This is a genomic window from Terracoccus sp. 273MFTsu3.1 (assembly GCF_000383675.1).
Classification (GTDB): Bacteria; Actinomycetota; Actinomycetes; order Actinomycetales; family Dermatophilaceae; genus Terrabacter.
In genome coordinates this window covers 14,216-39,968 of record NZ_KB911828.1, presented here as the reverse complement: position 1 = coordinate 39,968, position 25,753 = coordinate 14,216, and the positions used below count along the sequence as shown (strand labels likewise).

General features: G+C 71.5%; 24 protein-coding genes. 4 read left to right on the top strand and 20 right to left on the bottom strand.

Translation table 11 applies throughout. The features are described 5' to 3' along the window. Nucleotides 1-36: 36 nt before the first annotated feature. The 9 genes from H283_RS0121205 to H283_RS0121165 all read right to left on the bottom strand — a co-directional run bounded on the left by H283_RS0121205 (nucleotide 37) and on the right by H283_RS0121165 (nucleotide 8,579). Nucleotides 37-969 carry an alpha/beta fold hydrolase gene (locus H283_RS0121205; protein ID WP_020145542.1) on the bottom strand — a complete coding sequence of 311 codons (933 nt, stop codon included), beginning with the start codon at nucleotides 967-969 and terminating at the stop codon, nucleotides 37-39. Continuing rightward, on the bottom strand, nucleotides 966-2,108 hold the full coding sequence (locus H283_RS0121200; RefSeq protein WP_020145541.1) for a branched-chain amino acid ABC transporter permease: 1,143 nt from the start codon (nucleotides 2,106-2,108) through the stop codon (nucleotides 966-968). The genes H283_RS0121205 and H283_RS0121200 overlap by 4 nt, the downstream gene beginning before the upstream one ends. Continuing rightward, complete coding sequence (locus H283_RS0121195) at nucleotides 2,105-2,989, bottom strand: branched-chain amino acid ABC transporter permease (protein WP_020145540.1); 885 nt, start codon at nucleotides 2,987-2,989, stop codon at nucleotides 2,105-2,107. Before H283_RS0121195 ends, H283_RS0121200 begins: the two co-directional genes overlap by 4 nt. Then, nucleotides 2,986-3,738: an ABC transporter ATP-binding protein gene (locus H283_RS0121190; RefSeq protein WP_020145539.1), complete on the bottom strand. Its 753-nt coding sequence runs from the start codon at nucleotides 3,736-3,738 to the stop codon at nucleotides 2,986-2,988. Before H283_RS0121190 ends, H283_RS0121195 begins: the two co-directional genes overlap by 4 nt. After that, complete coding sequence (locus H283_RS0121185) at nucleotides 3,735-4,469, bottom strand: ABC transporter ATP-binding protein (RefSeq protein ID WP_020145538.1); 735 nt, start codon at nucleotides 4,467-4,469, stop codon at nucleotides 3,735-3,737. Before H283_RS0121185 ends, H283_RS0121190 begins: the two co-directional genes overlap by 4 nt. A gap of 16 nt (nucleotides 4,470-4,485) precedes the next feature. Next, nucleotides 4,486-5,706, bottom strand: a complete 1,221-nt coding sequence (locus tag H283_RS0121180) for a substrate-binding domain-containing protein (protein ID WP_020145537.1) — start codon at nucleotides 5,704-5,706, stop codon at nucleotides 4,486-4,488. A gap of 139 nt (nucleotides 5,707-5,845) precedes the next feature. Continuing rightward, the gene (locus H283_RS0121175) at nucleotides 5,846-6,175 is read right to left on the bottom strand and encodes a hypothetical protein (protein WP_043650444.1); all 330 of its coding nucleotides are present in this window, start codon (nucleotides 6,173-6,175) and stop codon (nucleotides 5,846-5,848) included. 1 nt (nucleotide 6,176) lies between these two features. Beyond that, on the bottom strand, nucleotides 6,177-8,042 hold the full coding sequence (dxs, locus tag H283_RS0121170; RefSeq protein WP_020145535.1) for a 1-deoxy-D-xylulose-5-phosphate synthase: 1,866 nt from the start codon (nucleotides 8,040-8,042) through the stop codon (nucleotides 6,177-6,179). Nucleotides 8,043-8,186: 144 nt separating this feature from the next. Further along, the gene (locus H283_RS0121165) at nucleotides 8,187-8,579 is read right to left on the bottom strand and encodes a hypothetical protein (RefSeq protein WP_156023365.1); all 393 of its coding nucleotides are present in this window, start codon (nucleotides 8,577-8,579) and stop codon (nucleotides 8,187-8,189) included. A 31-nt stretch (nucleotides 8,580-8,610) separates the two neighbouring features. Between H283_RS0121165 and H283_RS0121160 the strand changes: the two genes are divergently transcribed. Next, on the top strand, nucleotides 8,611-9,378 hold the full coding sequence (locus H283_RS0121160; RefSeq protein WP_020145533.1) for a VOC family protein: 768 nt from the start codon (nucleotides 8,611-8,613) through the stop codon (nucleotides 9,376-9,378). Between the two features lie 31 nt (nucleotides 9,379-9,409). On the opposite strand, the gene H283_RS0121155 is transcribed toward H283_RS0121160, so the two are convergent. The 7 genes from H283_RS0121155 to H283_RS28260 form a co-directional block, all read right to left on the bottom strand. Beyond that, nucleotides 9,410-10,717 (bottom strand): peptidase C39 family protein, encoded by a 1,308-nt coding sequence (locus H283_RS0121155; protein ID WP_020145532.1) that lies wholly within the window; start codon nucleotides 10,715-10,717, stop codon nucleotides 9,410-9,412. 115 nt (nucleotides 10,718-10,832) lie between these two features. Beyond that, the gene (locus H283_RS26065) at nucleotides 10,833-11,984 is read right to left on the bottom strand and encodes a C39 family peptidase (protein ID WP_020145531.1); all 1,152 of its coding nucleotides are present in this window, start codon (nucleotides 11,982-11,984) and stop codon (nucleotides 10,833-10,835) included. Nucleotides 11,985-12,108: 124 nt separating this feature from the next. Beyond that, entirely contained in the window at nucleotides 12,109-14,913 is a 2,805-nt protein-coding gene (acnA, locus tag H283_RS0121145; RefSeq protein WP_020145530.1) for an aconitate hydratase AcnA, read from the bottom strand. Between the two features lie 97 nt (nucleotides 14,914-15,010). Further along, a complete protein-coding gene (locus H283_RS26060) occupies nucleotides 15,011-16,375 on the bottom strand; it encodes a methyltransferase domain-containing protein (protein WP_156023364.1) in 1,365 nt (454 codons plus the stop codon). Further along, nucleotides 16,345-16,812 carry a type VI secretion system tube protein Hcp gene (locus H283_RS26055; RefSeq protein ID WP_020145528.1) on the bottom strand — a complete coding sequence of 156 codons (468 nt, stop codon included), beginning with the start codon at nucleotides 16,810-16,812 and terminating at the stop codon, nucleotides 16,345-16,347. The genes H283_RS26060 and H283_RS26055 overlap by 31 nt, the downstream gene beginning before the upstream one ends. Before the next feature lie 66 nt (nucleotides 16,813-16,878). After that, the gene (locus tag H283_RS28265; protein WP_020145527.1) at nucleotides 16,879-17,304 is read right to left on the bottom strand and encodes a thioesterase family protein; all 426 of its coding nucleotides are present in this window, start codon (nucleotides 17,302-17,304) and stop codon (nucleotides 16,879-16,881) included. A gap of 122 nt (nucleotides 17,305-17,426) precedes the next feature. Beyond that, nucleotides 17,427-19,262 (bottom strand): HNH endonuclease signature motif containing protein, encoded by a 1,836-nt coding sequence (locus H283_RS28260; RefSeq protein ID WP_020145526.1) that lies wholly within the window; start codon nucleotides 19,260-19,262, stop codon nucleotides 17,427-17,429. A gap of 252 nt (nucleotides 19,263-19,514) precedes the next feature. Between H283_RS28260 and H283_RS27930 the strand changes: the two genes are divergently transcribed. Then, a complete protein-coding gene (locus H283_RS27930; RefSeq protein WP_156023363.1) occupies nucleotides 19,515-19,655 on the top strand; it encodes a hypothetical protein in 141 nt (46 codons plus the stop codon). A 102-nt stretch (nucleotides 19,656-19,757) separates the two neighbouring features. On the opposite strand, the gene H283_RS0121115 is transcribed toward H283_RS27930, so the two are convergent. Both H283_RS0121115 and H283_RS0121110 read right to left on the bottom strand, forming a co-directional pair. Further along, nucleotides 19,758-21,032: a class I SAM-dependent RNA methyltransferase gene (locus H283_RS0121115; protein ID WP_020145524.1), complete on the bottom strand. Its 1,275-nt coding sequence runs from the start codon at nucleotides 21,030-21,032 to the stop codon at nucleotides 19,758-19,760. Beyond that, nucleotides 21,029-22,990, bottom strand: coding sequence for an APC family permease (locus tag H283_RS0121110; RefSeq protein ID WP_051103714.1), 1,962 nt, complete (start codon nucleotides 22,988-22,990; stop codon nucleotides 21,029-21,031). Before H283_RS0121110 ends, H283_RS0121115 begins: the two co-directional genes overlap by 4 nt. Before the next feature lie 204 nt (nucleotides 22,991-23,194). On the opposite strand from H283_RS0121110, the gene H283_RS0121105 reads away from it, so the two are divergent. After that, the gene (locus H283_RS0121105; RefSeq protein WP_020145522.1) at nucleotides 23,195-23,857 is read left to right on the top strand and encodes a TrkA family potassium uptake protein; all 663 of its coding nucleotides are present in this window, start codon (nucleotides 23,195-23,197) and stop codon (nucleotides 23,855-23,857) included. Between the two features lie 23 nt (nucleotides 23,858-23,880). Beyond that, nucleotides 23,881-24,567, top strand: a complete 687-nt coding sequence (locus H283_RS0121100; protein ID WP_020145521.1) for a TrkA family potassium uptake protein — start codon at nucleotides 23,881-23,883, stop codon at nucleotides 24,565-24,567. A 23-nt stretch (nucleotides 24,568-24,590) separates the two neighbouring features. Here H283_RS0121100 and H283_RS0121095 read toward each other — a convergent pair whose 3' ends face one another. Then, nucleotides 24,591-25,328, bottom strand: a complete 738-nt coding sequence (locus H283_RS0121095; protein ID WP_020145520.1) for a DUF3159 domain-containing protein — start codon at nucleotides 25,326-25,328, stop codon at nucleotides 24,591-24,593. Continuing rightward, on the bottom strand, nucleotides 25,321-25,716 hold the full coding sequence (locus H283_RS0121090; RefSeq protein WP_020145519.1) for an OB-fold nucleic acid binding domain-containing protein: 396 nt from the start codon (nucleotides 25,714-25,716) through the stop codon (nucleotides 25,321-25,323). Before H283_RS0121090 ends, H283_RS0121095 begins: the two co-directional genes overlap by 8 nt. Nucleotides 25,717-25,753: the final 37 nt, after the last annotated feature.

The window sequence follows — 25,753 nt, the reverse complement described above, 5'->3', positions numbered from 1 at the left end:
ATCACCCACAGACGGTGAACGCGGTCCCGGTCGTCGTCACCCCGGGAGGAGGAGGCGGTCGACGGCGTCGGCGACAGCTGCGACGCCCACGTCCCCGAGGATGACGTCGTAGTGGTTGGCGTCGACCCGCGTCGTCCGCACGCCCTCCGGCAGGTGCAGGGCCTGGAGCCGTGACTCGTCGTAGAGCCCCTGCGGCTCGTCGAGCAGGCCTCGCTCGGCCCACACGAGCTCGGCCCGGACCCCCTCGCCGACCGCGGTCGCGAGGCCGGCGTGGGTCTCCCGATCTGCCATCACGTCGGCGCCGTCGGCTCGGACGGCCTCGAGCACGCACGTGCTGCGCCACTGACCGTCGGAGGCGTCCTGGACGAGGTCGTGCTCGACGTAGGCCCGGGCTGCGTCGCCACCGGGCCCCCGGAGCACGGGCCCGAGGGCGGGGTGCCCCGACCAGAAGCCGAGGTATGCCGCAGGGTCGGCGAAGCGCATCGACAGCCGGTCCATGGCCGGCCCGATCACGGACTTGATGGCTGCGTCGACGTCGAGGTCGTCGGGCACGGGGAAGGCGAGGCCGCCGTCGACGAGCACGGCCGCCGGGAACCGCTCGGGGTGCCGGGCCGCGGCGAGGGCGGCGATGAAGGCGCCCATCGAGTGGCCGAGGAGCACCGGGGCCGAGCCGAACACGGTGGCGATGGAGGTCAGGTCGTCCACGTGCGCGCCGAGACCGTAGGGTCCCGGCGCCGAGCGGCTGTCGCCCCGGCCGCGCAGGTCGGGGGCGAGGAAGCGCACGCTGCCGGGTCCGTGGCGACGACCGACCTCGTCGGCGACCCGGCGCCACGACAGGCCGTTGGCCGTGATGCCGTGCACCGCGAGCACGACGGGCGCGTCGGGCGCCGGCGTGCCCAGGCTGAGGTCGTGGATGGCGAGGCTTCCCTCGGGCAGCTCGATGACGAACGCGGACGGTGTGGTGCTCATCTGGACCCTGACCTCCTGATCAGTCTGCCGCCGAGCCCGGTGAGACCCGACGGAGCGAAGTAGACCACGACGACGAAGAAGGCGCCGAGGATGAAGAGAGGCTGTGACAGGACCTGGCGCACGACGACGGGCAGGTCCTGCAGGAACGCGGCGTTGCTGACCTCGACGAGCCGAGCATCGGCATACGTGTAGAGCACACCACCGACGAGGGCGCCCCAGCGGCTGCCTGCACCTCCCAGCACCACCATGACGAGGAGCGACAAGGTGAACTCCGAGGTCGTCAGGTGGGGGTTCGAGCCACCGAGCACGAGGGCGTGGACGACCCCGCCGAGGGCTCCGAGCAACGACCCGACGACGATCGCGAGCAGCTTGACGCGGTAGGTCCCGAGACCGAGGACCGAGGCGCGCTGCTCGTTCTCGCGGACGGCGGCCATCGCGTGCCCGGCTCGCGACCGCACGAGGAGCGTGACGACGACCCAGGCGACGACGACGAAGCACAGCGCCAGCCAGTAGCGGTACGGCGCGTTGGCGACGCCGACGAGCAGGTCCGGCACGGCGTCACGGTCGAGCGGGCGTCCCTCCTCACCGCCGGTCACGCCTCCCGGGTTGCGCATGACGATGATCGAGGCTGCCTGGGCGAACGCCAGGGTCACCATCGCGAAGGCGATGCCGCCGACACGCAGCGCGACCGCGCCGACGACGAGGGCGAGCACCGTGGACAGGGCCAGCGCGACGAGCACCGCGAACGGAAGGGGCAGCGCCCACGTCGAGAGCGAGATCGTCAGCAGATAGCTGCCGGCCGCGACGAAGAGGGCGTGCCCGAAGCTCAGCAGCCCGGTCCGGCCGAAGAAGACGTCGTAGCTCAGGGCGATGCCACCGATGACGAGACACGTCGCGAGGAGCTGCATCGATCCCGGCCCGTTGACCCGCCCCGGGAGGATGCCCGGCACCTCGACCGGCACGTAGGGCAGGAAGGCGAGCACGGCCAGCAGGACGACGGCCGGCACCGCCCTGAGGAGCCGGTGCGCGCCGTGGCGCTCCTCCCCCGGCGCCTCCGGCGTCATCGTCGCCTCGCCCTCGCCGTCCGGAGTGACCGAGGACGTATGCGTGTGCGTCAGGTGGTCCGTGGGCGACGTCATGCCATCGCTCCCTTCAGGGAGGTCGGTCGGAGCAGAAGCACGAGCGCGAGGAGCAGCACGACCGACAGGTCACCGACGCCGCTCGCCGCGTAGTAGTTGGCGAGCTGCTGGACGAGCCCGACGACGACGGCTGCGACCGCCGTGCCCGTGAGCGAGCCCATGCCACCGATGACGACGACGATGAAGGCGAAGATGAGCAACGAGCCGCCCTGCGCGGGCGACACGGCCCCGGCGTACTGCGAGTAGAGCACCCCGGCGAGACCTGCTGCTGCGCCGCCGAGGGCGAAGACCGTGGTGAAGGTCCGGTGCACGTTGATGCCGAGGGCCTCGACCATCGTCCGGTTCTCGACACCAGCCCGGATCACGAGACCGAGGCGGGTCAGGTGCAGGAGCGCGAGAAGTCCTGCGAAGAGGGCCACGGCGACGAGGAGGTACACGAAGCGATCGTTGGGCAGCCGCGCACCGAGGATGTCCGTCGTGCCGCTCATCCACTCGGGCCTCTCGACGGGTCGTGGGTCCGCGCCCCAGATCCCTTGTGCGGCAGCGACGCCCGCGAGGGACAGTCCTACCGTGACGAGGACCTGCTGGATGTGGTGGCGGTAGAGCGGCCGGATGAGGACGACCTCGACGACGAGACCGACAACCGCCCCGACCGCCACGGCGACGAGGACGCCGACCACGAGGCGGGCGGCCACCGGCCACCCGTCGGGGAGCGCACCCATCGTCAGCCAGGCGGCATACGCCCCCGCCGTCATGAAGACGCCGTGGGCGAAGTTGAGCACGCCCATGAGCCCGTAGATGAGGCTGAGCCCGCTCGCCGCGATGAAGTAGAGGGCGCCGAGGCCGACACCGGTGACGAGGAGCAGGACGAGGTCGCTCATGCCGCACCCTGCCGACGCATCGAGACCCCGAGCAGCTCGCGGGTCAGGTCCACGTCCGCGACGAGGTCGGCGGCGGCACCCCGGTGCACGACGGCTCCGGCGTCCAGCACGACGACCCGGTCCGCGATGCGACGCACGAGCGGGAGGTTCTGCTCGACGAGCAGGATGGGGGTCGTGCGGTGCACCTCGGCGAGCACGTCGGCGACCTCGGTCACGAGCTTGGGGGCGAGGCCCTTGGTGGGCTCGTCGATGAGCAGGAGGACGTTCTCGCGCAGCAGGACCCGGGCCAGCGAGACCATCTGCTGCTGGCCGCCCGAGAGGGTGCCGGCCCGCTGGCCGCGCCGGGACACGAGGTCCGGGAAGAGCCGGGCCACCACGGGGGCGTCGACCCCACGGTCAGGGTCGACGAGGCGCAGGTTCTCCTCGACCGTGAGGCCACCGAAGACCTCTCGGTCCTCGGGAACGTAGCCGATCCCTCCGCGAACGATGCGTGCGGTCGTCCGGTCCTGGATCTCCCTGCCCTCGAGCAGGATCCGGCCGGTGCGCGGCGCCAGCCCGATGATCGACCTGAGCGTCGTCGTCTTGCCGACGCCGTTGCGGCCGAGCAGCGCGGTGACCCCGGTGGCGGGCACGTCGAACGACACGCCCTGGAGGATGTGGGAGCCGCCGTAGCGGACGTGGACGTCGTCGAGCGTCAGCACGGGAGCTGCCGGCGACGACTCGTGTGCGGACGGGTTGCTCTCGGTCACAGCGCTTCTCCCAGGTAGGCCTGCTGGACACGCGCGTCGGCGGTCACCTCGGTCGGGGCGCCGACGGCGAGCAGCTGCCCGTGGTGCAGGACGGCGACGCGGTCGGCGAGTCCGAGCACGACGTGCATGTGGTGCTCGACCATGGCGACGGCGACCCCCGAGTCGCGCACCTCGCCGATGATCTCGCTCAGACCGTCGACGTCCTCCGCGGACACCCCTGCCATCGGCTCGTCGAGGAGCAGCACGGCAGGCTCGGACGCGAGGGCCATCGCGAGCTCGAGCTTGCGACGGTCGCCGTGCGACAGGTCACGCGCGAGCGTCTGCGCGCGACCCGGCATACGCACTCGGGCCAGGAGGTCCTCGATCGCTCCCGACGACGCCGACCCGGCAGCGCGAAACGGCGAGAACGCCGCCGGCCCGGCGGCCTGGATGGCGAGACGAACGTTCTCGCCCGCGCTCAGACCGTCGAAGAGCGCCGACGTCTGGAAGGAGCGCGCCAGTCCCAGACGGGCGCGCCGGGTGGCGCTCGCGCCGGTGACGTCCTTGTCCTGCAGAGTGATCCGGCCGGAGGACGGCTTGGTCACCCCACTGAGGATGTTGACGAACGACGACTTGCCCGCGCCGTTGGGGCCGATGATGCCGAGCAGCTCACCGGCCCCCACGGTCAGGGAGACGTCATCGAGGATCTGGGCGCCACCGACCTTCCAGCCGACGGCCTCTGCGCTGATCACGACGTCTGGTGTCCGCTCACTTGAAGGGGGTGACGGGCGGCGCGACGGTCGCCGCGTCGAGGGTGTCGACGAGCTGCGGCACGACGTTGCTGCCGTCCTTCTTCAGGGTGGCCGTGAACATCGGCTGCAGGAGCGCATGGTCCTCGGCGCGGATCTCGAGCGAGCCCTTCGGGCCGTCGAAGGTCCAGCCCTCGAGGGCGGTCACCATCTTGTCGACGTCGCCGCCGCCGGACTCGAGCGCGTGGACGATCATCTGGCCGGCGACGAAGCCGTCGTTGGTGAAGAGGTCGACGGTGGCGCCCTGCTTCTTCAGGCCGGTTTCGAGAGCCTGGTAGGCCGCGTTGTCCGCCGCGCCGTCGAAGAAGTGCGAGAGGAAGTTGATCTTCGTCGCGACCTCGCCGAAGAGGGCGTGCGTCGCCTTGATGTCGAGCCCGGTGACGACCTTCGTGGAGTCGAAGACCCCTTGCTGACCGAGGGTGGTCCACATCGCCGTGGCGTTGGCACCGGCCCAGGCGACGAAGAGCAGGTCGGGCGCGGCGCCCTTGACCTTGGTCGCGAACGGGGTCAGGTCGGTTGCGGCCGAGGGCACCTCGACGGCGCTCACCGTCGCCCCCTTGGCGCCGAGGATGGCCGTCACCGCGGCGACGTTGGCCTTGCCGAAGGCGCTGTCCTGCGCGAGCACCGTGACCTTCTTGCCCTTGACGTCACCGAGGATGCTGCCCGCGGTCGCGACGTCCTGGTAGGTCTGGCGACCCGAGCGGAAGGTGTAGCGGTTGGCACCGGTCACGGCGTCTGCGGCCGCCGGTCCCGAGATGAAGAGCACCTTGTTGTCCTTGGCCAGCGGCGCGACCTGCAGGGCCACGCCGCTCGACGTCGAGCCCGCGATGATCGTGTTGCCCTGCCCGATGAGGTCGGTCGCCGAGGCGACGGCCTTGGCCGGGTCGCCCGCATCGTCCTGCTCGGTGATCTGGATCGTGTGGCCGGCGACCGCGCCGGTGCCCTTGGTGGCGTAGTCGATGCCGGCCGTGAGGCCTTGGCGGTACTGCTCGCCGTAGCTGGCCAGCGGGCCCGACTTGGAGTAGACGAGGCCGACCTTGTACGGGGCGCCGACACCTCCGGAGGCAGCCCCCGTGCCGTTGCCGGCAGCCGGTGCGCCCGGCTGGCCGGGAGAGCCGCAGGCCGCGACCGACAGCGTGATCATGGCGCTCGCGAGCGCGAGACTCCACCGCTTGGACACCGATGTCCTCCACCTCTGGCGGGCGCTCGCGCCTTTGCTGCAACGAGATCCGTTGACGCCCAACCGTTTCGGCGAAAGTAGTTCAGTCTCGAACGGCCCACGGTGGGACCGGAGACCACAAAGCCGGTGTCGACATGTGTCAATCCGCCACTCGGCGAGGGCGGTCGGCGACGACCCACGATGCGGCAGCGCTGGCCGCCGCCACGGTGAGGACGGCGGGCCACGCGCCGATCTTCCTCGCCAGCACGTGCGAGGCCGCGAACCCGCCGAGGTAGACGGCCGCGAGACCTGTGGCGCCCGCGCCCCCGGCCTTGGCGACCCAGCTGCGTCCGGCGTAGAGGCCGGCCGCCGCGAGCACGACGCCTCCGAGGGGTCGGATGCCGCTCTCGCGCGCGACGACGTAGCCGCCGACGAGCCCGAGGGCCGCGATGGGGGCGGTCGTCACGTCAGCGGCGTTCCGGAGCTGCACGTCAGAGCCTCGGCTCGAGGTCGGCGACGACCTGGTCACCGGTCAGGCCGAGCTCCTCGAGGATCTGGCCGCGCGAGGCGTGGTCGAGGAAGCGCTTCGGGATGCCGTAGGTGTGGACGGGCACGTCGACGTCCGCCTCGCGCAGCGCGAGCACCACGGCCGCGCCGACGCCGCCGCTGACGAGGTTGTCCTCGATGACGGCCACGGCCTCGGCACGGCGTGCGAGCGCGACGACGTCGTCACTGACGGGCAGCACCCACCGCGGGTCGACGACGCGGACGGTGCGTCCGTGCGCGGCGATCTTCTCGCCAGCCTCGATGGCGAGCCCGGCGAAGGCGCCGACGCCCACGACGAGCAGGTCGACGTCGTCGCCGGCGTTCTCGAAGAGCACGTCGACGTCGCCGATCGTGCGGACCGCCGTCAGCGGGTCGGCGACGTCGCCCTTCGGGAAGCGGATCACGGTCGGGCCGTCGGTGACGTCGACGGCCTCACGCAGCTGGCGCCTGACCTGCTCGCCGTCACGGGGAGCGGCGAGGCGCAGTCCGGGCACGATCGAGGTGAGCGTCATGTCCCACATGCCGTTGTGCGAGGCGCCGTCACTGCCCGTGACGCCGGCCCGGTCGAGGATGAGGGTGATGCCCGCCCGGTGGAGCGCGCAGTCCATGAGGAGCTGGTCGAAGGCCCGGTTGAGGAACGTCGCATAGACCGCGACGACGGGGTGCAGGCCGGCGTAGGCGAGCCCGGACGCCATGGTGACGGCGTGCTGCTCCGCGATGCCGACGTCGAAGACGCGGTCGGGATACGCGGCGGCGAAGCCGTCGAGGCCGACCGGGATGAGCATGGCGGCGGTGAGGGCGACGACGTCGGGACGCTCTGCCCCGATCGCCACCATCTCCTCGTTGAACTCGTCGGTCCAGATGCGACCGGACACCTCGAAGGGCAGCCCGGTCTCGGGGTTGAACTTGCCGACGCCGTGGAACTGGTCGGCCTCGTCGTCGATGGCCGGCTGGTAGCCACGGCCCTTCTGGGTGATGACGTGCACGATGACAGGGCCGCCGAAGTCCTTGGCCTTGGCCAACGCCCGCTCGAGCGCCTGCTCGTCGTGGCCGTCGACGGGCCCGATGTACTTCAGGCCGAGGTCCTCGAACATGCCCTGCGGCGCGACGATGTCCTTGATGCCCTTCTTGACGCCGTGGAGCGTCTCGAACATCGCGCCGCCGACGACCGGCGTCCTGGCGAGCGACCGCTTGCCCCAGTCGAGGAACCGCTCGTAGCCACGAGTCGTGCGCAGCGTGGCCAGGTGGTCGGCGAGCCCGCCGATCGTCGGTGCGTAGGACCGCTCGTTGTCGTTGACGACGATGACGAGGGGCAGGGTCTTGTCGACGGCGATGTTGTTGATCGCCTCCCATGCCATGCCACCGGTCAGGGCGCCGTCACCGATGACGGCGACGGTGTGCCGGTCGCTCTCCCCCGAGAGTCGGCGGCCCTTGGCGATGCCGTCGGCCCACGAGAGTGCGGTCGAGGCGTGCGAGTTCTCGACGACGTCGTGCTCGGACTCGGCGCGACTCGGGTAGCCGGACAGTCCGCCCTGCTTCTTGAGCTTGCTGAAGTCGTGCCGCCCGGTGAGCAGCTTGTGCACGTAGGCCTGGTGGCCCGTGTCGAAGACGAGGGTGTCGCGGGGCGACTCGAAGACCCGGTGCAGCGCGATCGTCAGCTCGACGACGCCGAGGTTCGGGCCGAGGTGTCCACCGGTCTTGGAGACCTCGGTGACGAGGAAGGTGCGGATCTCCTCCGCCAGCGCGGGCAGCTGGGTCACCGGCAGCGCCTTGAGCGCCGCCGGGCTCGTGATCGTCTCCAGCAGGGCCACGCTGCCTCGTCCTCTCGGTGGTGTCTCGACCCACTCGGGTGGGTCGATCGAGTCTACGGGTCAACGTCCGGCGGCTCCCAACCGTGCGCACGAGGCCCTGTCGGTCTCGTCACACGACCCTCACACCACGGGCCCCGACGCCCTTCAGAGGCGGGGCGCGAAGACCTTGCCCTGGAGCGCCTCGTGGAGCAGCCGCGCCGAGCGCGAGGCCGCCAGCAGCCGGATCCCCTCCGCCTCGATCTGCCCGAGGATCTCCGTGAGGGCGTCGGCCGGCACGTGCGGCCCGATGGCGACACGCGCCTCGCGCCACGCGTCCCGCATCGCCACGACCTGCCCGTCGAGGTGCCGACCGGCCAGCCACGCGAGCGCGATCGGGTGACGCCGCCACCCGGCATACGCGCGGTAGTCGGGCGGGCACTGGTCGAGCAGCCACAGCACGGCACGGTCCTCCCAGCCGGGCGTGTGGGCCGGCGGGACGCCCGGCGGCCACCCCGGTGGGGTGTGGCCCCGGGACGCAGAGGAGGTCGGAGTCGGCATGCTCCCAGTCTGCCTCGCCTAGTCTCGGACCATGACGACGGTCAGCTGGGTCACCGCCTTCCTCGACCTCCCGCCCGACGTCCACGCCGCGGGCACCCGCTTCTGGTCGGCGGTGACGGGGTATGCCGCGTCGCCGGCTCGCGGGGACGACGCGGAGTTCACGACGTTGCTCCCCCCGGTCGGTGACCCCTACCTCAAGATCCAGCGCACCGCCGCAGGCGGCGCAGCCGGGCCCGGGACCCACCTCGACCTGCACGTCAGCTCGATCGCAGAGTCGGCGGCTCGGGCCGAGGGCCTCGGCGCCGAGGTCATCCACCGGTCGGAGCACGGCTACGTCGTCCTCCGCTCCCCCGGCGGCTTCGTCTTCTGCTTCGTCCACGAGCCGCTCGCCCAACGTCCCTGGCCGACCCGGTGGCCCCGGGGGCACGAGAGCGTCGTCGACCAGGTGTGCCTCGACATCCCGGGCGCCGCCTACGAGACCGAGTGCGCCTTCTGGTCCGACCTCACCGGCTGGCGGCTGCGCGGGTCGGTGGGCCGCCCGGAGTTCCGCCACCTCGTGCGCCCGGACGGCATCCCCCTGCGTCTGCTCCTGCAGCGGCTCGTCGAGCCGGCGACCGGGCCCGTCACCGGTCACCTCGACCTGGCCTGCGACGACCGACCGACCGAGGTCTCCCGACACGTGGGCCTCGGCGCGACCGTCGTGGCCGACCACGGCGGCGGGTGGACGACGCTGCTCGACCCGACCGGCGCGCTCTACTGCGTCACCGACCGCGACCCGAGGTCGGGCCTCGGTCGGTGACGCCGCGGCGACTCCGGCGCTGGGCGTCAGGTCACCAGTTGGGCTCGTGTGCCGGCGCCGGGGGCAGCGGGCGGTCGGCGGGCCGGATGACGTAGACGATGCCCCCGCTGTGCGGCGCCCAGACGTTCTCGAACTGCTCCCGGTCGTAGACGACGCGCACCTGGTCGTCGCTCGCGACGAGGTGCGAGGCGGGGTCGTTGCAGACGACGTCGCCGGACTCGGTGAAGCCGACGACGACCATGAGGTGGCCGTTGGTGCCGTAGCCCGCGCCCGTGAGCTCGCCCTTCTTGAACGACACCGACACGACGAGCGGGATGCCGGCGGCGATGAACGCCTCGGCCTCGGTCAGGGTGCGCAGCCGGGTCACGAAACCGCGGAGGTTCCCGCGCGTGGCGGCATACGCGGTGTTGAAGGGCCAGTTGCCCGCGCCGTCGTAGGTGTAGTCGAAGACGTTGCGCGCCGTGAAGTCGACCTGGGCGTCGACGGGCGGGTCGACCCAGGCGGTCTCGGACGCCGTCGGCCCGGCACCCCAGTAGGCGACGACCATCGACGTCGAGGTGGGTGAGCACCAGGCCTCGCCGCCGTTGTCCCACTGCGGGTAGTGCCCGACGTGGACCTCCTGCGAGTAGGTGGGGACGTCGAGGGTCGTGCCGCAGGCGGGTCCGTTCGGGCTGCGCGGCACCTTCTTGACAGCGGGCAGGGCCGAGGCCATCGCCCCGACGACGGAGACGGAGGGCGTGTCGGAGCTGCCGCGCGGCCGCAGGAGCCGCACCTCGAGCTGCCAGTCCGTGAGGGAGTAGCCGGTGCGGGTCGCGAGGGTGTCGGTGAGGACGGTCGCCACGGTGTCGCCCTGGCCGGCGACGGAGGTGCGGTGGATGCCACCGCCGTCGGCGGGGTCCTCGGCCGCCCAGCGGCCCAGCACGTAGTCCTTCGTCGTCGTGCCACCGCTGGTGCCCCGGACGCGCACCTCGACCCACGAACCGCCGGGCGTCGCGGCGTTCCACGAGGCGACGAGCTCGGTCAGGCCGAAGCCCGGGGTGACGACGGGAGAGGTCCAGGTCGCGACCTCGTAGGTGACCGGGGCGCCCCCCGTGGCGTGCGGGTCGGTGTAGTCGAGGGTGCGGTCGAACGGGCCGAACACGAGGTCGGCTCCGGACCACGAGGCGTAGTGGACGTGTCGGTCGGCCCCGCCCTTCTTGGTCTCCGCCGCGCGGGCCCGCGGCGCGTCCGAGACGCCGACGAGGGCGACACCGGCGGCGGCGCTGGCGGCGGCACCGGCGAGCAGCGAGCGACGGCTGGGCTGGAACGGAGCGGCTGAGACGGTGGAGCGACTGGGCATGGCACACCTTCCGGGAGGGGGATCGCGCGGCCAGTCAACACCCGGTCCTCGCTCCATGGGGTGTTGGCGTCGTAAATTCTCGCGATGAGGACCTGTCGCGGAGGAATATGACGCGTCAGCGCCAGTTCGGCTCGGGGGGCGGGGACGGCAGCGCGACGTCGCGCGGGTGCATGACGTAGGCCAGCCCTCCGTTGGTGCCGAGCCAGACCCGTTCGAACTGGTCGCGGCGGTAGACGCTGCGCACCTGCTCGTTGCTCGCGATGCGATGGGAGTTGGGGTCGTTGGACACGACGTCACCCTGGTCCGTGAAGCCGACGACGGTCAGCAGGTGGCCGTTCGTCTCGTAGCCGGCTCCGTCGAGCTCGTCCTCGCGGAAGCCCACCGACACGACGAGCGGGATGCCCGCCGCGACGAATGCCTCGACCTCGGTGAGGTCACGCAGGCGGGTCACGTAGGCCCGCAGCCCGCGCGCGCCGGCATACGCGGTGTTGAACGCCCAGTTGCCCGCGCCCTCGTAGGCCACGTCGTAGACGCGGCGCACGCCGTGCACGACCTCCGGGTCGGTGTCGTGTCCGACCCACGAGGCCTCGTCCCGCGACGGCGCTCTCCCCCAGTGCTCGAGGATCATCGTCGTCGACGTCGGCGAGCACCACGACTCGCCGCCGTTGTCCCACTGGGGGAACGACCCCACGTGCAGCCGCTGCGAGTGCGGCGGGACCGCGACCTCGTGACCGCGCCCCACTCCGGGTCGGCTCGTCGACTCGTCAGGCGTGACGGCGAAGCGTGAGGCCGCGCCGGCGACGAGCGTCACCGTGGGCCAGGCGATCTCGTCATCCGGAAGCGCCATGGCCGTGACGCGCAGCTGCCACCGATCGACGCCCCGGCCGGGCGCCGACAGCCACGTGTCCGTCGAGACCCTCCCGGTGTCGAAGGCCTGGTCCGGGACCGTGGTCCGGGTGATCGGTGACTCCCCCGCCGGGTCGTCCTCGCCCCACCGGGCGAAGGTGAACCACGGCGTCCAGCCTCCGTCGTCGGCCACCCTCCCCTCGACCCGGAGCCACGTGCCGGCCGGCGTGCGGGCGTTCCACGACGGGATGAGCTCCGTTGCGACGAAAGGGGACTCGACGACGGGCGACTCCCAGACCCGGGCGCGGTAGGTCACCGCCTCAGCACCGTCGACGTGGACGTCGGCGTAGTCGACGTCGGGGGCCGGGGACCAGTCGAATCCGGTCTCCCACACGGTCAGGACGGCGTGTCGCTCGTTCACGCGACGAGCATGCCATCCGAGCGCGTATGCCGTCCGGCCGGGTCCCCGAGCGCCCGCACGCGCGACGGGCCCGCCTGCCGTGGCGTACGGCATACGGGCCCGTCGGGCTGTGCTGGTCTGCGGGTCAGCTGTTGACGAGCGACCGCAGGACGTACTGGAGGATGCCGCCGTTGCGGTAGTAGTCCGCCTCACCCGGGGTGTCGATGCGCACGACGGCGTCGAACTCGACCGTCTCGCCCGACTCCTTGGTGGCGACGACCTTGACGGTCTTGGGCGTCGTGCCCTCGTTGAGGGCCGTGATGCCGGTGACCGAGAACGTCTCGGTGCCGTCGAGGCCGAGCGAGTCGGCGTTCTGACCTGCCGGGTACTGCAGCGGGATGACGCCCATGCCGATGAGGTTGGAGCGGTGGATGCGCTCGTAGCTCTCGGCGATGACGGCCTTGACGCCGAGCAGGCTCGTGCCCTTGGCGGCCCAGTCGCGCGAGGAGCCGGAGCCGTACTCCTTGCCCGACAGGATGACGAGCGGCGTGCCGGCGGCGGCGTAGCTCTGCGCGGCGTCGTAGATCGTCGACTGCTCGCCGCCGTTGGTGAAGTCCCGCGTGAAGCCGCCCTCGACGCCGTCGAGGAGGAGGTTCTTCAGGCGGATGTTGGCGAACGTGCCACGGATCATGACCTCGTGGTTGCCGCGACGCGAGCCGTAGGAGTTGAAGTCCTTGCGCTCGATGCCGTGGTCGGCGAGGTACTTGCCCGCGGGGCTGTCGTTCTTGATGGCACCGGCCGGGCTGATGTGGTCGGTCGTGACGGAGTCGCCGAGCTTGGCGAGCACGCGGGCGCCCTCGATGTCGGCGACCGGGGTCGTCTCCATCGACATGCCGTCGAAGTACGGGGGCTTGCGCACGTAGGTCGACTCACCGTCCCAGGCGAACGTGTCGCCCTCGGGGGTCGGCAGCGACTGCCAGCGCTCGTCGCCCGCGAAGACGTCGGCGTAGTCCTCCGTGAACATCTCCTGGCTGATCGAGCTCGCGATGGTGCGCTCGACGTCGGCGGGTGCCGGCCAGATGTCCTCGAGGAAGACGTCCTTGCCGTCCGTGTCCTGACCGAGGGGCTGCGATGCGAAGTCGAAGTCCATCGTGCCGGCGAGGGCGTAGGCGATGACGAGCGGCGGGCTCGCGAGGTAGTTCATCTTCACGTCGGGGTTGATGCGCCCCTCGAAGTTGCGGTTGCCCGAGAGGACCGACGTGACGGCGAGGTCGTTGTCGTTGATCGCCTTGGAGATCTCCTCGTTGAGCGGCCCGGAGTTGCCGATGCACGTCGTGCAGCCATAGCCGACGAGGTGGAAGCCGAGCTTCTCGAGGTAGGGCCACATGCCCGCCTTGTCGTAGTAGCCCGTCACGACCTTGGAGCCCGGTGCCATCGACGTCTTGACCCAGGGGGCGACCGAGAGGCCCTTCTCGACGGCGTTCTTGGCGAGCATCGCGGCCGCCATCATCACCGACGGGTTGGACGTGTTGGTGCAGCTCGTGATCGAGGCGATCGAGACGATGCCGTGGTCGATCTCGAACTCGCGGCCCTCGGCGTCGGTGACCGACACCTTCTTCGACGGGCGGCCGCTGACGCCACCGGAGTCGGCCGGTCGGTCGCCGCCGTTCGTGCCCTCGACGGTGCCCTGCGGGGTCGGGTCGCTGGCCGGGAAGGACGAGGCGGCACCCGCGTCACCCTCCTCGTGCGCGACGTAGGTCGGGAGCACCTTGCGGAAGGCGTCCTTGGCGTCGGTCAGCGCGATGCGGTCCTGCGGGCGCTTCGGGCCGGCGATCGAGGGGACGACCGTCGAGAGGTCGAGCTCGAGGTACTCGCTGTAGCGGGCCTCCGGCTGGTCGGGACCGGCCTTGAGCCACATGCCCTGCTCCTTGGCGTACGCCTCGACGAGGGCGACGCTCTCGTCGGAGCGACCGGTGAGGCGCAGGTAGTCGAGGGTGACCTCGTCGATCGGGAAGATCGCGCAGGTCGAGCCGAACTCGGGGCTCATGTTGCCGATGGTGGCGCGGTTGGCGAGCGGCACCTGCGAGACGCCCTCGCCGTAGAACTCGACGAACTTGCCGACGACGCCGTGCTTGCGCAGCATCTCGGTGATCGTGAGGACGACGTCGGTGGCCGTCGCGGCGACGGGGATCGAGCCGCTCAGCTTGAAGCCGACGACGCGCGGGATGAGCATCGAGACGGGCTGGCCGAGCATGGCCGCCTCGGCCTCGATGCCGCCGACGCCCCAGCCGAGCACGCCGAGGCCGTTGACCATCGTCGTGTGCGAGTCGGTGCCGACGCAGGTGTCGGGGTAGGCGACGCGCTCGCCGTCGATCTCGCGGACCATCACGGTGCGGGCGAGGTGCTCGATGTTGACCTGGTGGACGATGCCGGTGCCCGGGGGGACGACCTTGAAGTCGTCGAACGCGGTCTGGCCCCAGCGCAGGAACTGGTAGCGCTCGCGGTTGCGCTGGTACTCGATCTCGACGTTGCGCTCGAAGGCGTCGGCGCGGCCGAAGACGTCGATGATGACGGAGTGGTCGATGACGAGCTCGGCCGGGGCGAGCGGGTTGATCTTGGCCGGGTCGCCGCCGAGGTCGGCGACGGCCTCACGCATCGTGGCGAGGTCGACGACACAGGGGACGCCGGTGAAGTCCTGCATGATCACGCGCGCGGGCGTGAACTGGATCTCGGTGTCGGGCTCGGCGTTCTCGTCCCACGAGCCGACCGCGGTGATGTGGTCGGCGGTGATGTTCGCGCCGTCCTCGGTGCGCAGGAGGTTCTCGAGGAGGACCTTGAGGCTGTACGGCAGGGTCTCCTGCCCCTTCACCCCTGCGAGGCGGTAGATCTCGTAGGACTGGCCACCGACCTCGAGGGTCCCCTTGGCCTTGAAGCTGTCAACACTGCCCACGACGGGCTCCTTCCAGCAACTCTGATGTCACGGTGCTCGATTTATCTTGACGTCAAGATATATCTAACCACACGCGTTCGTCCTTGTCAGTCCACCCCTACCCGCCCATCCTTCCCTCCGCTCGCGCCGTTGTCGCCCCCTGACCGGGCGTCTCTGCCAGCCTCTCTTGCGCACCGGTGGGACCACTGCCCGTGACGGGTCGACGCGCCGACCAGAGCAGTCCCTCGACCGGGACACCCGCTTCGAGGCGGAGGTGCACCCGGGTCACCTCGACGTCCACGAGGCCGGCGGCGACACAGACCGACCGCAGGTACTCCTCCCCATGCGCGTAGCGCCCCGACGACGTGAGCCGCCAGTCCCCCACCGCGTCGACGAGCCGCTCGACGGTCACCACGAGGACACCGCCGGGCCGCAGCGCCCGCGCCGCCGCCGTGGTCGTCGGGCCGAGGTCCCCGAGGTAGCAGAGCGTGTCCGCGCCGACGACGAGGTCGTATGCCGTGGGCTCGGCTCGGAGGAACGCGCCGAGCTCGGCGCGCTGCAGGACGTCGTAGCAGCCGCGCGCCTGCGCCAGCCGGAGCATGTTGAGCGACAGGTCGCAGCCGGCCAGGGTGCGCGCCCACGGTCGGACGAGTGCCCCGACGAGGCCCGTGCCGCAGCCGAGGTCGGCCACGTCGAGCTCACCCGCGGGCCGGCCCAAGATCGCGGCGATTCGGTCGGCGACGAGTTCCGGCGCGCGGTAGCCGAGGCCGGCGAGGTGGGGGTCGAAGGCCTCGGCGGTCGCGTCGAAGAGCGTCTCGACGTAGTCGTCCGGCGCCCGGTCCGGCTGGGGCAGGCCGCCCAGCGCTGCGAGGCGGTGTCGGGCGCCGGGATGGTCGGGGTCGACACGCACCCACCGACGCACGAGCTCGAGTGCCCGCGTCTCCGCACCGTCGGCGGTCAGGGCCAGGACGGCCGCGGTCACGGCGGCTCGCCCGAGGGGGCTCTGTCGGTCGAGCTCGAGCGCCCTGAGCCCGGCGTCCCCGGCACGGGCCGGGTCCCCGGCCAGCCGCAGCGCGGTGGCGAGGTTGACCCACGTCGGGGCGTCGGTCGGGTGAACGGCGAGGCTGGACTCGTAGGCCGCGACGGCGGCCACCGGGTCCCCGGCCTCCAGACGCATGTTGCCGAGGTCGTTGTGCAGGCTCGCGAGCACCATCGGGTCCGTGGCCACCGAGACCGCCTCGGCGACGAGCCGCTCCGCGGCGGTGTCGTCTCGACGCAGGTGCGCTGCGACCGCGCGAAGGTGCAACACGCGTACGTCCTCCGGCGTCCGCGTCGCCGCGGTGAGCGCCGCCTCGGCGCCCGGCCCGTCGCCCTCACGCAAGCACGTCAGCGCCCGCTCGAGCACCTCGTCCAGCGGGACGTGGTGCAGGTTCGCGCCGTCGGGGCCGGAGGTCAGCCCATCTTGTTGGATCGGATGTCCCACGTGACACTGGACGTTCGCCCGGTCGCACCGCCGCCCGGACCGGGCTCCGCGTAGTCGAAGCGGATCCACGCGGGCTGGAGGGCGACCTCCTCGTCGACGTCGTCCTCGTCACCGGAGACGAGGACCTCGGTGACGACGAGGTCCTTCATCGTCACCGTGAGGAAGTCCTTGCGAGCGCCGGGATGGGCGACGTTGAGCGTCGCGTCCTTGAGGTGCTTGCCGGTCGCGGCGAACGACGCGAGGTGGGGCGAGGCGAGGTCGTAGCGGTGCACGATCCGGAACTCGTGGGCCCGCGGACGTCCGGACGCACCGCCGCTGCCGGAGCCGTTCGTCTGGGTCGTGACACCCCAGTTCCACGAGACCACGTCGATCGCACCCTTGTGGTCCTTGCTCTGGCTGCTGCCGTCGATGCCGTCGAACTTCATGAACGCGTCCATGTCGCCTCCACCCGATGCCGAGCACGTCCGTCGACGCTAGCACCGCGGGCCACGCGCCAGAAGGCTTCAGGCGAGCCGGTCCCCCGGGCCCTCACTCGTCAGGGCGTCCCGGAAATGGGGAACGAGCTCGGCCTTCGCGCCGGCCTCGGTGTCGAACCAGACGTAGGTGATGACGCACGTGGCCGTGAGGAGCGGGTGCTCGCCCCGGCGCCAGATCTCGTGTCGGAGGGTGAACGACGACGTGCCGATCCGGTCGACGACCACGCGGATGTCGGCGTGGTCGAGCGGCTTGAGACTCGCCGTCCAGTCGATCTCGGCGTGCCGGACGAGGGCGAGCCGGTGCTCGTCGGCGAAGCGGTAGGGCCCGTAGCCGAGGTGGTCGAGGAAGGCCATCTTCGCGTCCTCGCACCACGTCAGGTAGTGGGAGTTGAAGACGACGCCGGCGAGATCGATCTCGGAGAACTTCACGGCGACTGGGTAGCTGAACGACATGGCCCCATGGTCTCGTGACGGCCCGGCACCCTCGTCGTCAGGTCGGCAGAGCGCCCCGGGCGGTGACGGGAGCGGACTCGGCGAGCGCTCGCGACCCCACAGCCGCCTCGACCCGGCCCGCCTCAGGCAGCGTCGAGCCTGAGGTCTGCCGGTCGCGTCACGTAGGAGCGGCCTGTCGGCGCGGTCCAGGTGCAGCTGCCGTCCACCTCCGACGTCAGCGTCCAGCCGGCGTGGTGCTTGAAACCGTGGTGGGTCCGGCACAGGCAGACGAGGTTGTCCTCGGTGGTCGGACCGTCGGGGAAACGCACGACGTGGTCGAGGTCGCACCGGCGCGCGGCGACGCCGCATCCCGGGAACCGACACGTGCGGTCGCGGTCCCGAACCCGCTGTGCCAAAGCGGCGTTGGGCCGGTAGATCGCGGGGTCGCGGGCGACGGTGATTCCGGTGAGCACATCGGCTCGGGTCACGCGCAGCGCGACATCAGGGTCGGACAACAGCTCGGCCAGCGTCGCCGAGAGCATCCATCCGAACCGTGGATGGCGGACGCCGAGCTCCGGTGGCCGCCAGGCCGGACGTCCGACCAGGCCGGTTCGGGTCGGGTCCACCGCCGAGGCCGCCTCAGGTCCGGGCCTGGACACCGGATGGCCGCGGGCATGCACGTTGGTGTCCGCGCCCTCGTGGTGTCCGGCGGGCGACACCGCCACGAGACCGAAGAGCTCGGACGCGATCGCATGCTCCGGCGCGAGGCGAGGACCTGCGATGTGTGCGAGGTCGAAGAACAGGGCGTCGACCGATGCCACGGGGCTTGGGACGTGCCGCGGATCCTCCCGACCGGACGGGGCATCCGCACCCGTCTGAACGGCCGAGAGGTCTGCGAGATCGGGTGCGTGGATCTCGTGACGGCCTGGGAGCGCGGCACCGTTCGGGCCCGCCGGCGCGCCCCCGTTCGGGCTCAAGGGGGCGGCACCGTTCGCGCCCTCGAGCGCGGCACCGTTCGCGCCCACGGGCGCGGCACCGTTCGGGCCAGCGGGCGCGCCCCCGCGCCGGTGATCGGTCGCGCGTTCGGTGAAGGTGGGCACGACCAGCTCGACGGTCGTCGACACCTGGGCGCTGCCGAGCAGCAGGTCGAGGAAGGCGTCCGCTCTCGCTTGGTCGATCGACCGGGCCGGGTCAGCGCGCACGTACTCGTGGGCCAGCTCGTCGACGGCGCCCCAGGCCTGCATCGAGTCCCGGGCCGGCAGCGACGCCCTCCACCACGTCGTGCCCGGGTCGAGGCCCGGCCCCACCCGCACGAAGCGGTCACGCAGACCCTGCTCCGCCCGACGATGAGCGGCGTCCGGGTCGATCGCCATGGCGGCACGCTCGCACTGGCGTCGCAGCCGGGCAGGTGTCAGCAACTCGATCCCGTTCTCCGCCTCCATCACGACGGCATCGAAGGCCGGGCGAGCGTCGACTGCGACGAGTCCGGCCTGGTCCACCACGACGCCCGTCTGCCGCGGGGTGACCCGGCCGTCGAGCGCGGCCGCCAGAGCGCGCGGGAGGTCCTCGACGAGGCAGAGCGCGTCGGCGACCCGCGACTCGGCACCGCGCGGCGTGGAGCACAGGACCGGCGCGACGCTCGAGGCCACGATCTTCACCGACGAGGGCCGCCACTCCGAGCCGTCGGCCCAGTCACCGTCCAGATCTGCCAGGTCGAGCTCCTCGCGCCGGACACAGGCCGCCAGCGCAAGGTCCTGGACGGCGCTGAGGACGTTCATCGCCCGCTGCGCGACGGCGAGGACCGCCTCGGCGCTCGCCGTGTCGAGAGTGCGCAGCCGTTCCGGCACCACGCGTGCCACCACTGCCGCCTGGGCGACCGGTGGCAGCGCGTCGAAGACGTCAGCGGGGATCTGCGTCAGGAGGGCAAGCACGCCACCGGCAGCGGCCCCGGTGCTCTTCGCGGCGCTCCCCAACTCCATGCTCGAACACTAGTACGAGCCACCGACAGTGGCTTGTGCCCGGGCCAACCACTCGCGCGAGGGCGAGTGCGCGGTGCCGAGAGGTCCGCGTCGCAGGGAGCGCATACGCGCACGGCACTGTCTCCCGTGCGCCAGCACCGGGGTGTCATTGACCGCGCCTCGGTGCAGGCGCGCCGCGTCGCGATCGTGGTCACCACCTGTCCCACCTGCGGAGCGGTCGACGTCTACCACGCTGGCGTCAGGCTGGGACGCGTGAGTCTCAACGGCGCCACGACTGCCTACCGCCAGATCCGCTGGCTGCCCCTACAGACGGTCACCGGCACCGGCTCCGTCGTCATCCGCACGACGTCCACGAAGGCGGCCGGTGTCGACGGCCTCGCCGTCACGCACTGACGCGGGACCAGCCCAGACCCGCCGAGGTCCCTCATCGCCCGGTGGTCGCGCCGCTGCGCGGACAAGACCATCGCGCGCCGAGGTGCTGCGCACTGGAAGAGCTCAGGCGCTCGTCGACCCGTCTCGCGGCTCGAGCACGGCGATGCACTCGACGTGGTGGGTCATCGGGAAGGCGTCCCAGGCCTCGAGCGAGACGAGGTCGTAGCCGTGCGTCCCGGCGGCCTTGACGTCCCGCGCCAGGGCTGCCGGGTCGCACGCGACGTAGACGATGCGTCTGGGCGCCATCCGGGCCAGCAGGGCCATGACGTCCTTGCCTGCTCCGGTGCGAGGCGGGTCGAGGACGGCCAGGTCGGCCGTCACATCCTGGCCGACGAGCGATCGCAGCTCTCGGTCGACGCGGTTGGCACGCCACTCGACGTTCTGGAGGTGCTCGGTGTTGGACTCGCCGTTCTCGACCGCCCGGCGGTCGCCCTCGACGCCGAGGACGACACCGTCAGGTGCGACGAGCTCACCGAGACGCATCGTGAAGAGGCCCGAACCCGCGAAGAGGTCGAGGACGCGGTCCCCCGGCTCCGCCCCGAGCAGCGTCGACACGCGTGACAGGAACGTCGTGGCCGCGCCAGGGTGAACCTGCCAGAAGCCCCGCGCCGAGACGACGTACTCGCCTTCCCAGTCCCCGTCGCGAGCCAGCTCGCCGACGAGACCACCGCCGCCGGCACTCCCACCCTCGGGCGCGGGCAGCGGCACGAGGACCGGCTCGTCGGGGTGCACGGCGTCGACGACGTCGACGGACTCGACGTCGGGCCACTCGGTGTCGAGGACACCGGAGTCGATGACGGCGCGCGTCGCGATGAGGCAGTCCTCGACGGGGACGATGTCGTTCGAGCGGTGCGCGCGCAGGCCCGCGCGTCCGGCGCCGTCGATGGCGAACTCGACACGCGTACGCCAGCGCAGCCCCTGCTCGTCGCCCGGCACGGGCCGCACGTCGACGTCGACCTCGAGCCCCGCCACCCGGGCGAACTGCTCACGCACGACGGCACCCTTGAGCTCCCGCTGGGTGTCGAGCGACGCGTGCTGGAAGTCGCAGCCGCCACAGAGGCCCGGGGCGGCATACGGGCAGGGGGCGGGCACGCGTCCCGGTGAGGCCTCGAGCACCTCCACCGCGTCGGCGCGCACGAAGCTGTCGCCGACGCGGCCCTCGGTCACGCGTGCGACGACGCGCTCACCGGGAAGCGTGTGGCGCACGAAGACGACCTGACCGTCGTGCCGGGCCACGCAGTGGCCACCGTGGGCGACGGGCCCGACCTCGACCTCCCACTCCTGCCCGACGAGGGACTCGCCGCCGGCGGCCCGCTCGCGGTTCTGGCGACCGCTCACAGCGCTCCACCGCGCACCGAGCCGCTGATGGGCGGCTCGTCGATCCAGTCGCGCTCGGCGCCCTCGGAGGACTGCAGCTGCCACGGGACGCTGACGACCATGACACCGGGGGTGAAGAGCAGCCGGGCCTTGAGACGCAACGCGCTCTGGTTGTGCAGCACCTGCTCCCACCACTTCCCGAGGACGTACTCCGGCAGGTAGACCGTGACGATGTCGCGCGGGTTGCCGCTGCGGATCGACCGAACGTAGTCGAGAATCGGCTTCGTGATCTGGCGGTACGGCGAGGACAGCACCTTGAGCGGCACCGGGATCTCGCGCTTGTCCCACTCGTCGAGCAGCGCCTGCGTCTCGTCGGGGTCGACGTCGACCGTCACGGCCTCGAGGTAGGACGGACGGCTGGCCCGGGCGTAGGCCAGGGCACGCATCGTCGGCTTGTGCACCTTCGAGATGCAGACGATGGCGTGCACGTGACTCGGCAGCATCGGTCGCTCGACGTCCCAGTCGATGGCCAGCTCGTCGCGCACCCGGTTGTAGTGCTTCTTGATCCCGAGCATGAGCACGAACAGGACGACCATCGCGAGGATGGCGTACTTCGCCCCGGCCTGGAACTTCGTCAGGAGCACGACGACGAGGACCGTCGCCGACATCGCGGCGCCTACGGCGTTGATGACGCGCGAGCGCTGCATCCGGGCCCGCTCCTTGACGTTGCGCTCGAGCCTGAGGTGGCGCGTCCAGTGCCGGACCATGCCGACCTGCGAGGTGGTGAACGAGACGAACACCCCGACGATGTAGAGCTGGATCAGGGCGGTGACCTCGGCCTTGAAGACGATGACGAGGACGATGGCGGCGCCGGCCAGGATGAGGATGCCGTTGCTGAAGGCCAGCCGGTCGCCCCGGGTGTGCAGCTGGCGGGGCAGGTAGCCGTCGCGGGCGAGGATGGAGCCGAGCACCGGGAAGCCGTTGAACGCCGTGTTCGCGGCGAGGACGAGGATGAGGCCGGTGACGATCGAGACGAAGACGACACCGATCGGGAAGCTCGCGAACACCGACTCGGAGAGCTGGCCGATCGCGGTGTGCTGGACGTAGGAGTCGCCGACCGGCTGCCCGTTCCGAAGCAGCTGGGCGCCGGGGTCGTCGGCCATCTTGACGCCGGTCCACTGGCTCAGCGCGATGATCGACCCGAGCATGACGACGGACAGCGTGCCCATGAGCAGCAGCGTCGCGGCGGCGTTGGCGCTCTTGGGCTTCTTGAAGGCGGGCACGCCGTTGCTGATCGCCTCGACGCCGGTCAGGGCCGCACACCCGGACGAGAACGCCCGGAGCAGCAGGAAGGCAGCGGCCAGTCCCGTGAGCCCCTGACCCTCCTCCGGCTTCAGGGTCAGCGCGGCGCTCTCCGCCGGCGTGAGGGTCCCCGTGAAGTGCTGGATGAAGCCGTAGATGCCCATGCCGATGATGGCGAGCATGAAGGCGTAGACCGGCACGGCGAAGGCCTTGCCCGACTCGCGCACCCCACGCAGGTTCATCGCCGTGAGGAAGGCGATGAGGGCCACCGCGACGATGACCTCGTGCCCGCGCACGAAGCCGAGCACCGTGGCGGCGTTCTGCACACCGGACGAGATCGAGACGGCGACGGTGAGGACGTAGTCGACGAGGAGGGCGCTGGCGACGGTGAGGCCGGCCCGTGGGCCGAGGTTGACGGTCGCGACCTCGTAGTCGCCGCCGCCGGAGGGGTAGGCGTGCACGTTCTGGCGGTACGACGCCACCACGACGACCATGACGAGGACGACCGCGACGGTGACCTGCCAGCTGTGCGTCGCGACGAAAGCGCCGCCCGCCAGACCGAGCATGAGCAGGATCTCGTCGGGCGCGTAGGCCACGGACGAGAGGGCGTCGCTCGCGAAGATGGGCAGCGCGAGGCGCTTGGGCAGCAGGGTCTCCCCGAGCTTGTCGCTGCGCATCGCGCGGCCGAGGAGGAGGCGCTTGAACAGCGAACCGGTACCGGGCACGACGACACTGTATGACGGATCGTCCCGCCGCACTGACCCACTCGGGGCGCCGCCGACACGGCCCCGAGAACGTATGCCGTCCCGACCGTTTCGCTCCCCGTCCGGCCTGCGCGGCCTGCGGGGTGGGCGACGGCCTCACGGTGTAGCGTCGCGTCCGTGCACTTCGTCATCATGGGATGCGGCCGCGTCGGGTCGACCCTCGCCCGCACCCTGGGCCGCAACGGCCACGACGTCGCCATCATCGACGCGGACGCCTCCGCGTTCCGCCGGCTCGGCACCTCCTTCGAGGGCCAGACCGTCACGGGCATCGGTTTCGACCGTGACACCCTCGTCGCCGCCGGCATCCGTGACGCCTACGCCTTCGCGGCCGTGAGCAGCGGCGACAACTCCAACATCCTCGCCGCCCGCGTGGCCCGCGAGACGTTCGGGGTCGAGCACGTCGCCGCCCGCATCTACGACCCCCAGCGCGCCATGGTCTACCAGCGCCTCGGCATACCGACCGTCGCGACGGTGCGCTGGACTGCCGACCAGATGATCCAGCGGCTGCTGCCGCAGGGCGCCGTACCCGAGCTGACCGACCCGAGCGGCAAGATCGTCATCGCCGAGGTCCCCCTCGCGGAGGGCTGGGTCGGCCGGCACCTCACCGACCTCGAGGAGCAGACCGGCGCCCGCGTCGCCTACGTCACCCGGCTCGGCGAGGGCACGCTCCCCCGGCCCGACATGGTCGTCCAGCAGGGCGACCTCGTGCACCTCACCGTCCCGCGCGACGACCTCGCTCGCGTCGAGCGGCTCTGCGACCAGGCCCCGGCCGCCCACTGACCGGCACAGGAGACATCAACCCCATGCGCGTCGTCATCGCCGGAGCCGGAAGCGTCGGCCGCTCCATCGCCCGTGAGCTGCTCGGCAACGGGCACCAGGTGCTGCTCATCGACAAGGACGCCGACGACGTCCAGGCCTCGCGAGTGCCCGAGGCGTCGTGGTTGCTCGCCGACGCGTGCGAGCTCGCCGCCCTCGAGGAGGCCCGGCTCGAGGAGTCCGACGTCTGCGTCGCCGCCACCGGCGACGACAAGGCCAACCTCGTGCTCTCGCTCCTGGCCAAGACCGAGTTCGGCGTCCCGCGCACCGTCGCGCGCGTCAACAACCCCAAGAACGAGTGGATGTTCGACGAGTCGTGGGGCGTCGACGTCGCGGTCTCGACCCCACGCCTCATGACAGCGCTCATCGAGGAGGCCGTGAGCATCGGCGACCTCGTGCGCATCTTCGAGTTCCAGCAGGGACGCGCCTCGATGGTCGAGATCACCCTTCCCGAGGGCAGCCCCTTCGCGGGGCGCCGCGTCGGTGACGTCGACTGGCCGACCGACACCGTGCTCGTCGCGATCATCCGCGAGGAGCGTCCGCTCGCTCCGACGCCCGACGACGCGATCGAGGCCGGCGACGAGCTGCTCTTCATCACGACGACGGAGCAGGAGGACCGCCTCCAGGACCTCGTCGCGCCGGGAGAGCGTCACCACACGAACCTCGAGGACTGACCCGGGGTCGAGGGGCCCTGGCGTCAGGCGACCCGCGAGGGGTCGATCGGGGTGCGTCCGCGCAGCAGGATGGCGCCCATCGCCGTGATGGCGAGCAGGTAGGCCGGCCAGCCGAGGACGACCTTGGCCACGCCCAGCGCGGCCACCTGCTCGGCGAGGTAGAGCGGCACCATGATCGAGAGCCGCACGACGTTGAGGGCGATGAGCACCCAGGCGAGTCGTGCCGCGACGGTGACGATGCCGGCATGGCGACGCCACCACGTGGGGTTCTCGGCGAACGCCTCGGGCTCGGCGACGCCGACGACGAAGCCGAAGAGCGGCCACCGGGTCAGGTTCGTCACGAGCAGCAGGACGAGCAGCGCGGCGTTCTGGAGCATGCCCGGCAGGAAGGCGTCCTCCGCCCGACCCGACCGCAGCGCGAAGAAGGCCGAGATCCCGACGCCCGCGGCGGCATACGCGATGAAGCGGGGGTCCTGGCGCTGCGCGAGGCGTACGAGCAGGAGGACGGCCACGAGGACACCGGCGACCACGAGGGAGGTGCGGAGGTTCTCGGTGCGCGCCCACACGAGGGCGAACGCGAGGGTCGGGACGGCCGACTCGACGGCCCCGCGCCAACCGCCGAGGGCTTCGGACAGCTTGTCGCGGAGCAGCTCCTCGACCGTGTCGTAGCGGCGCAGGTCGGCCTCGGAGCGGACGACCCCGTCGCCCTCCCCCGTGCGCTCTCCGCCCGGGCCCACGGCGTTGCCGTCGGCGTCAGCCATGCGCCTGCCCCGCCCGGCCGATGAGCTCGTAGGCCGGGTTGAACATCGTCTTGACCTTCCGGCGGGTCGTGATGCGGCCCGTGGCACGGATCTTGACGCCGGGGACGATGCCGGCGATGCGCCGACGGCCGAGCCACACGAGGTGGAGCGACTCGGTGCCGTCCCAGACCTCGACGTCGAGGGCAGGAGTCTCCTCGCGCGGGCGCAGCGTCACGGAACGCACCTCACCGCACACGGTGACGGTGATGCGCTGGGGCGCGTCACCGATGTGCACGACGCCGTCGAGGTCCGAGGACTCACGGCGCAGCTCGGCCGCCTCGATCTCGTGCGACGAGCGCGTGAGGCGGTCGGTGAGCCGGCGCAGGGCGCCGGGGTGGCCCGTGGTCACGGGTGCGTCCGGCCGGGCTGCGGTGCGGGACACGGGC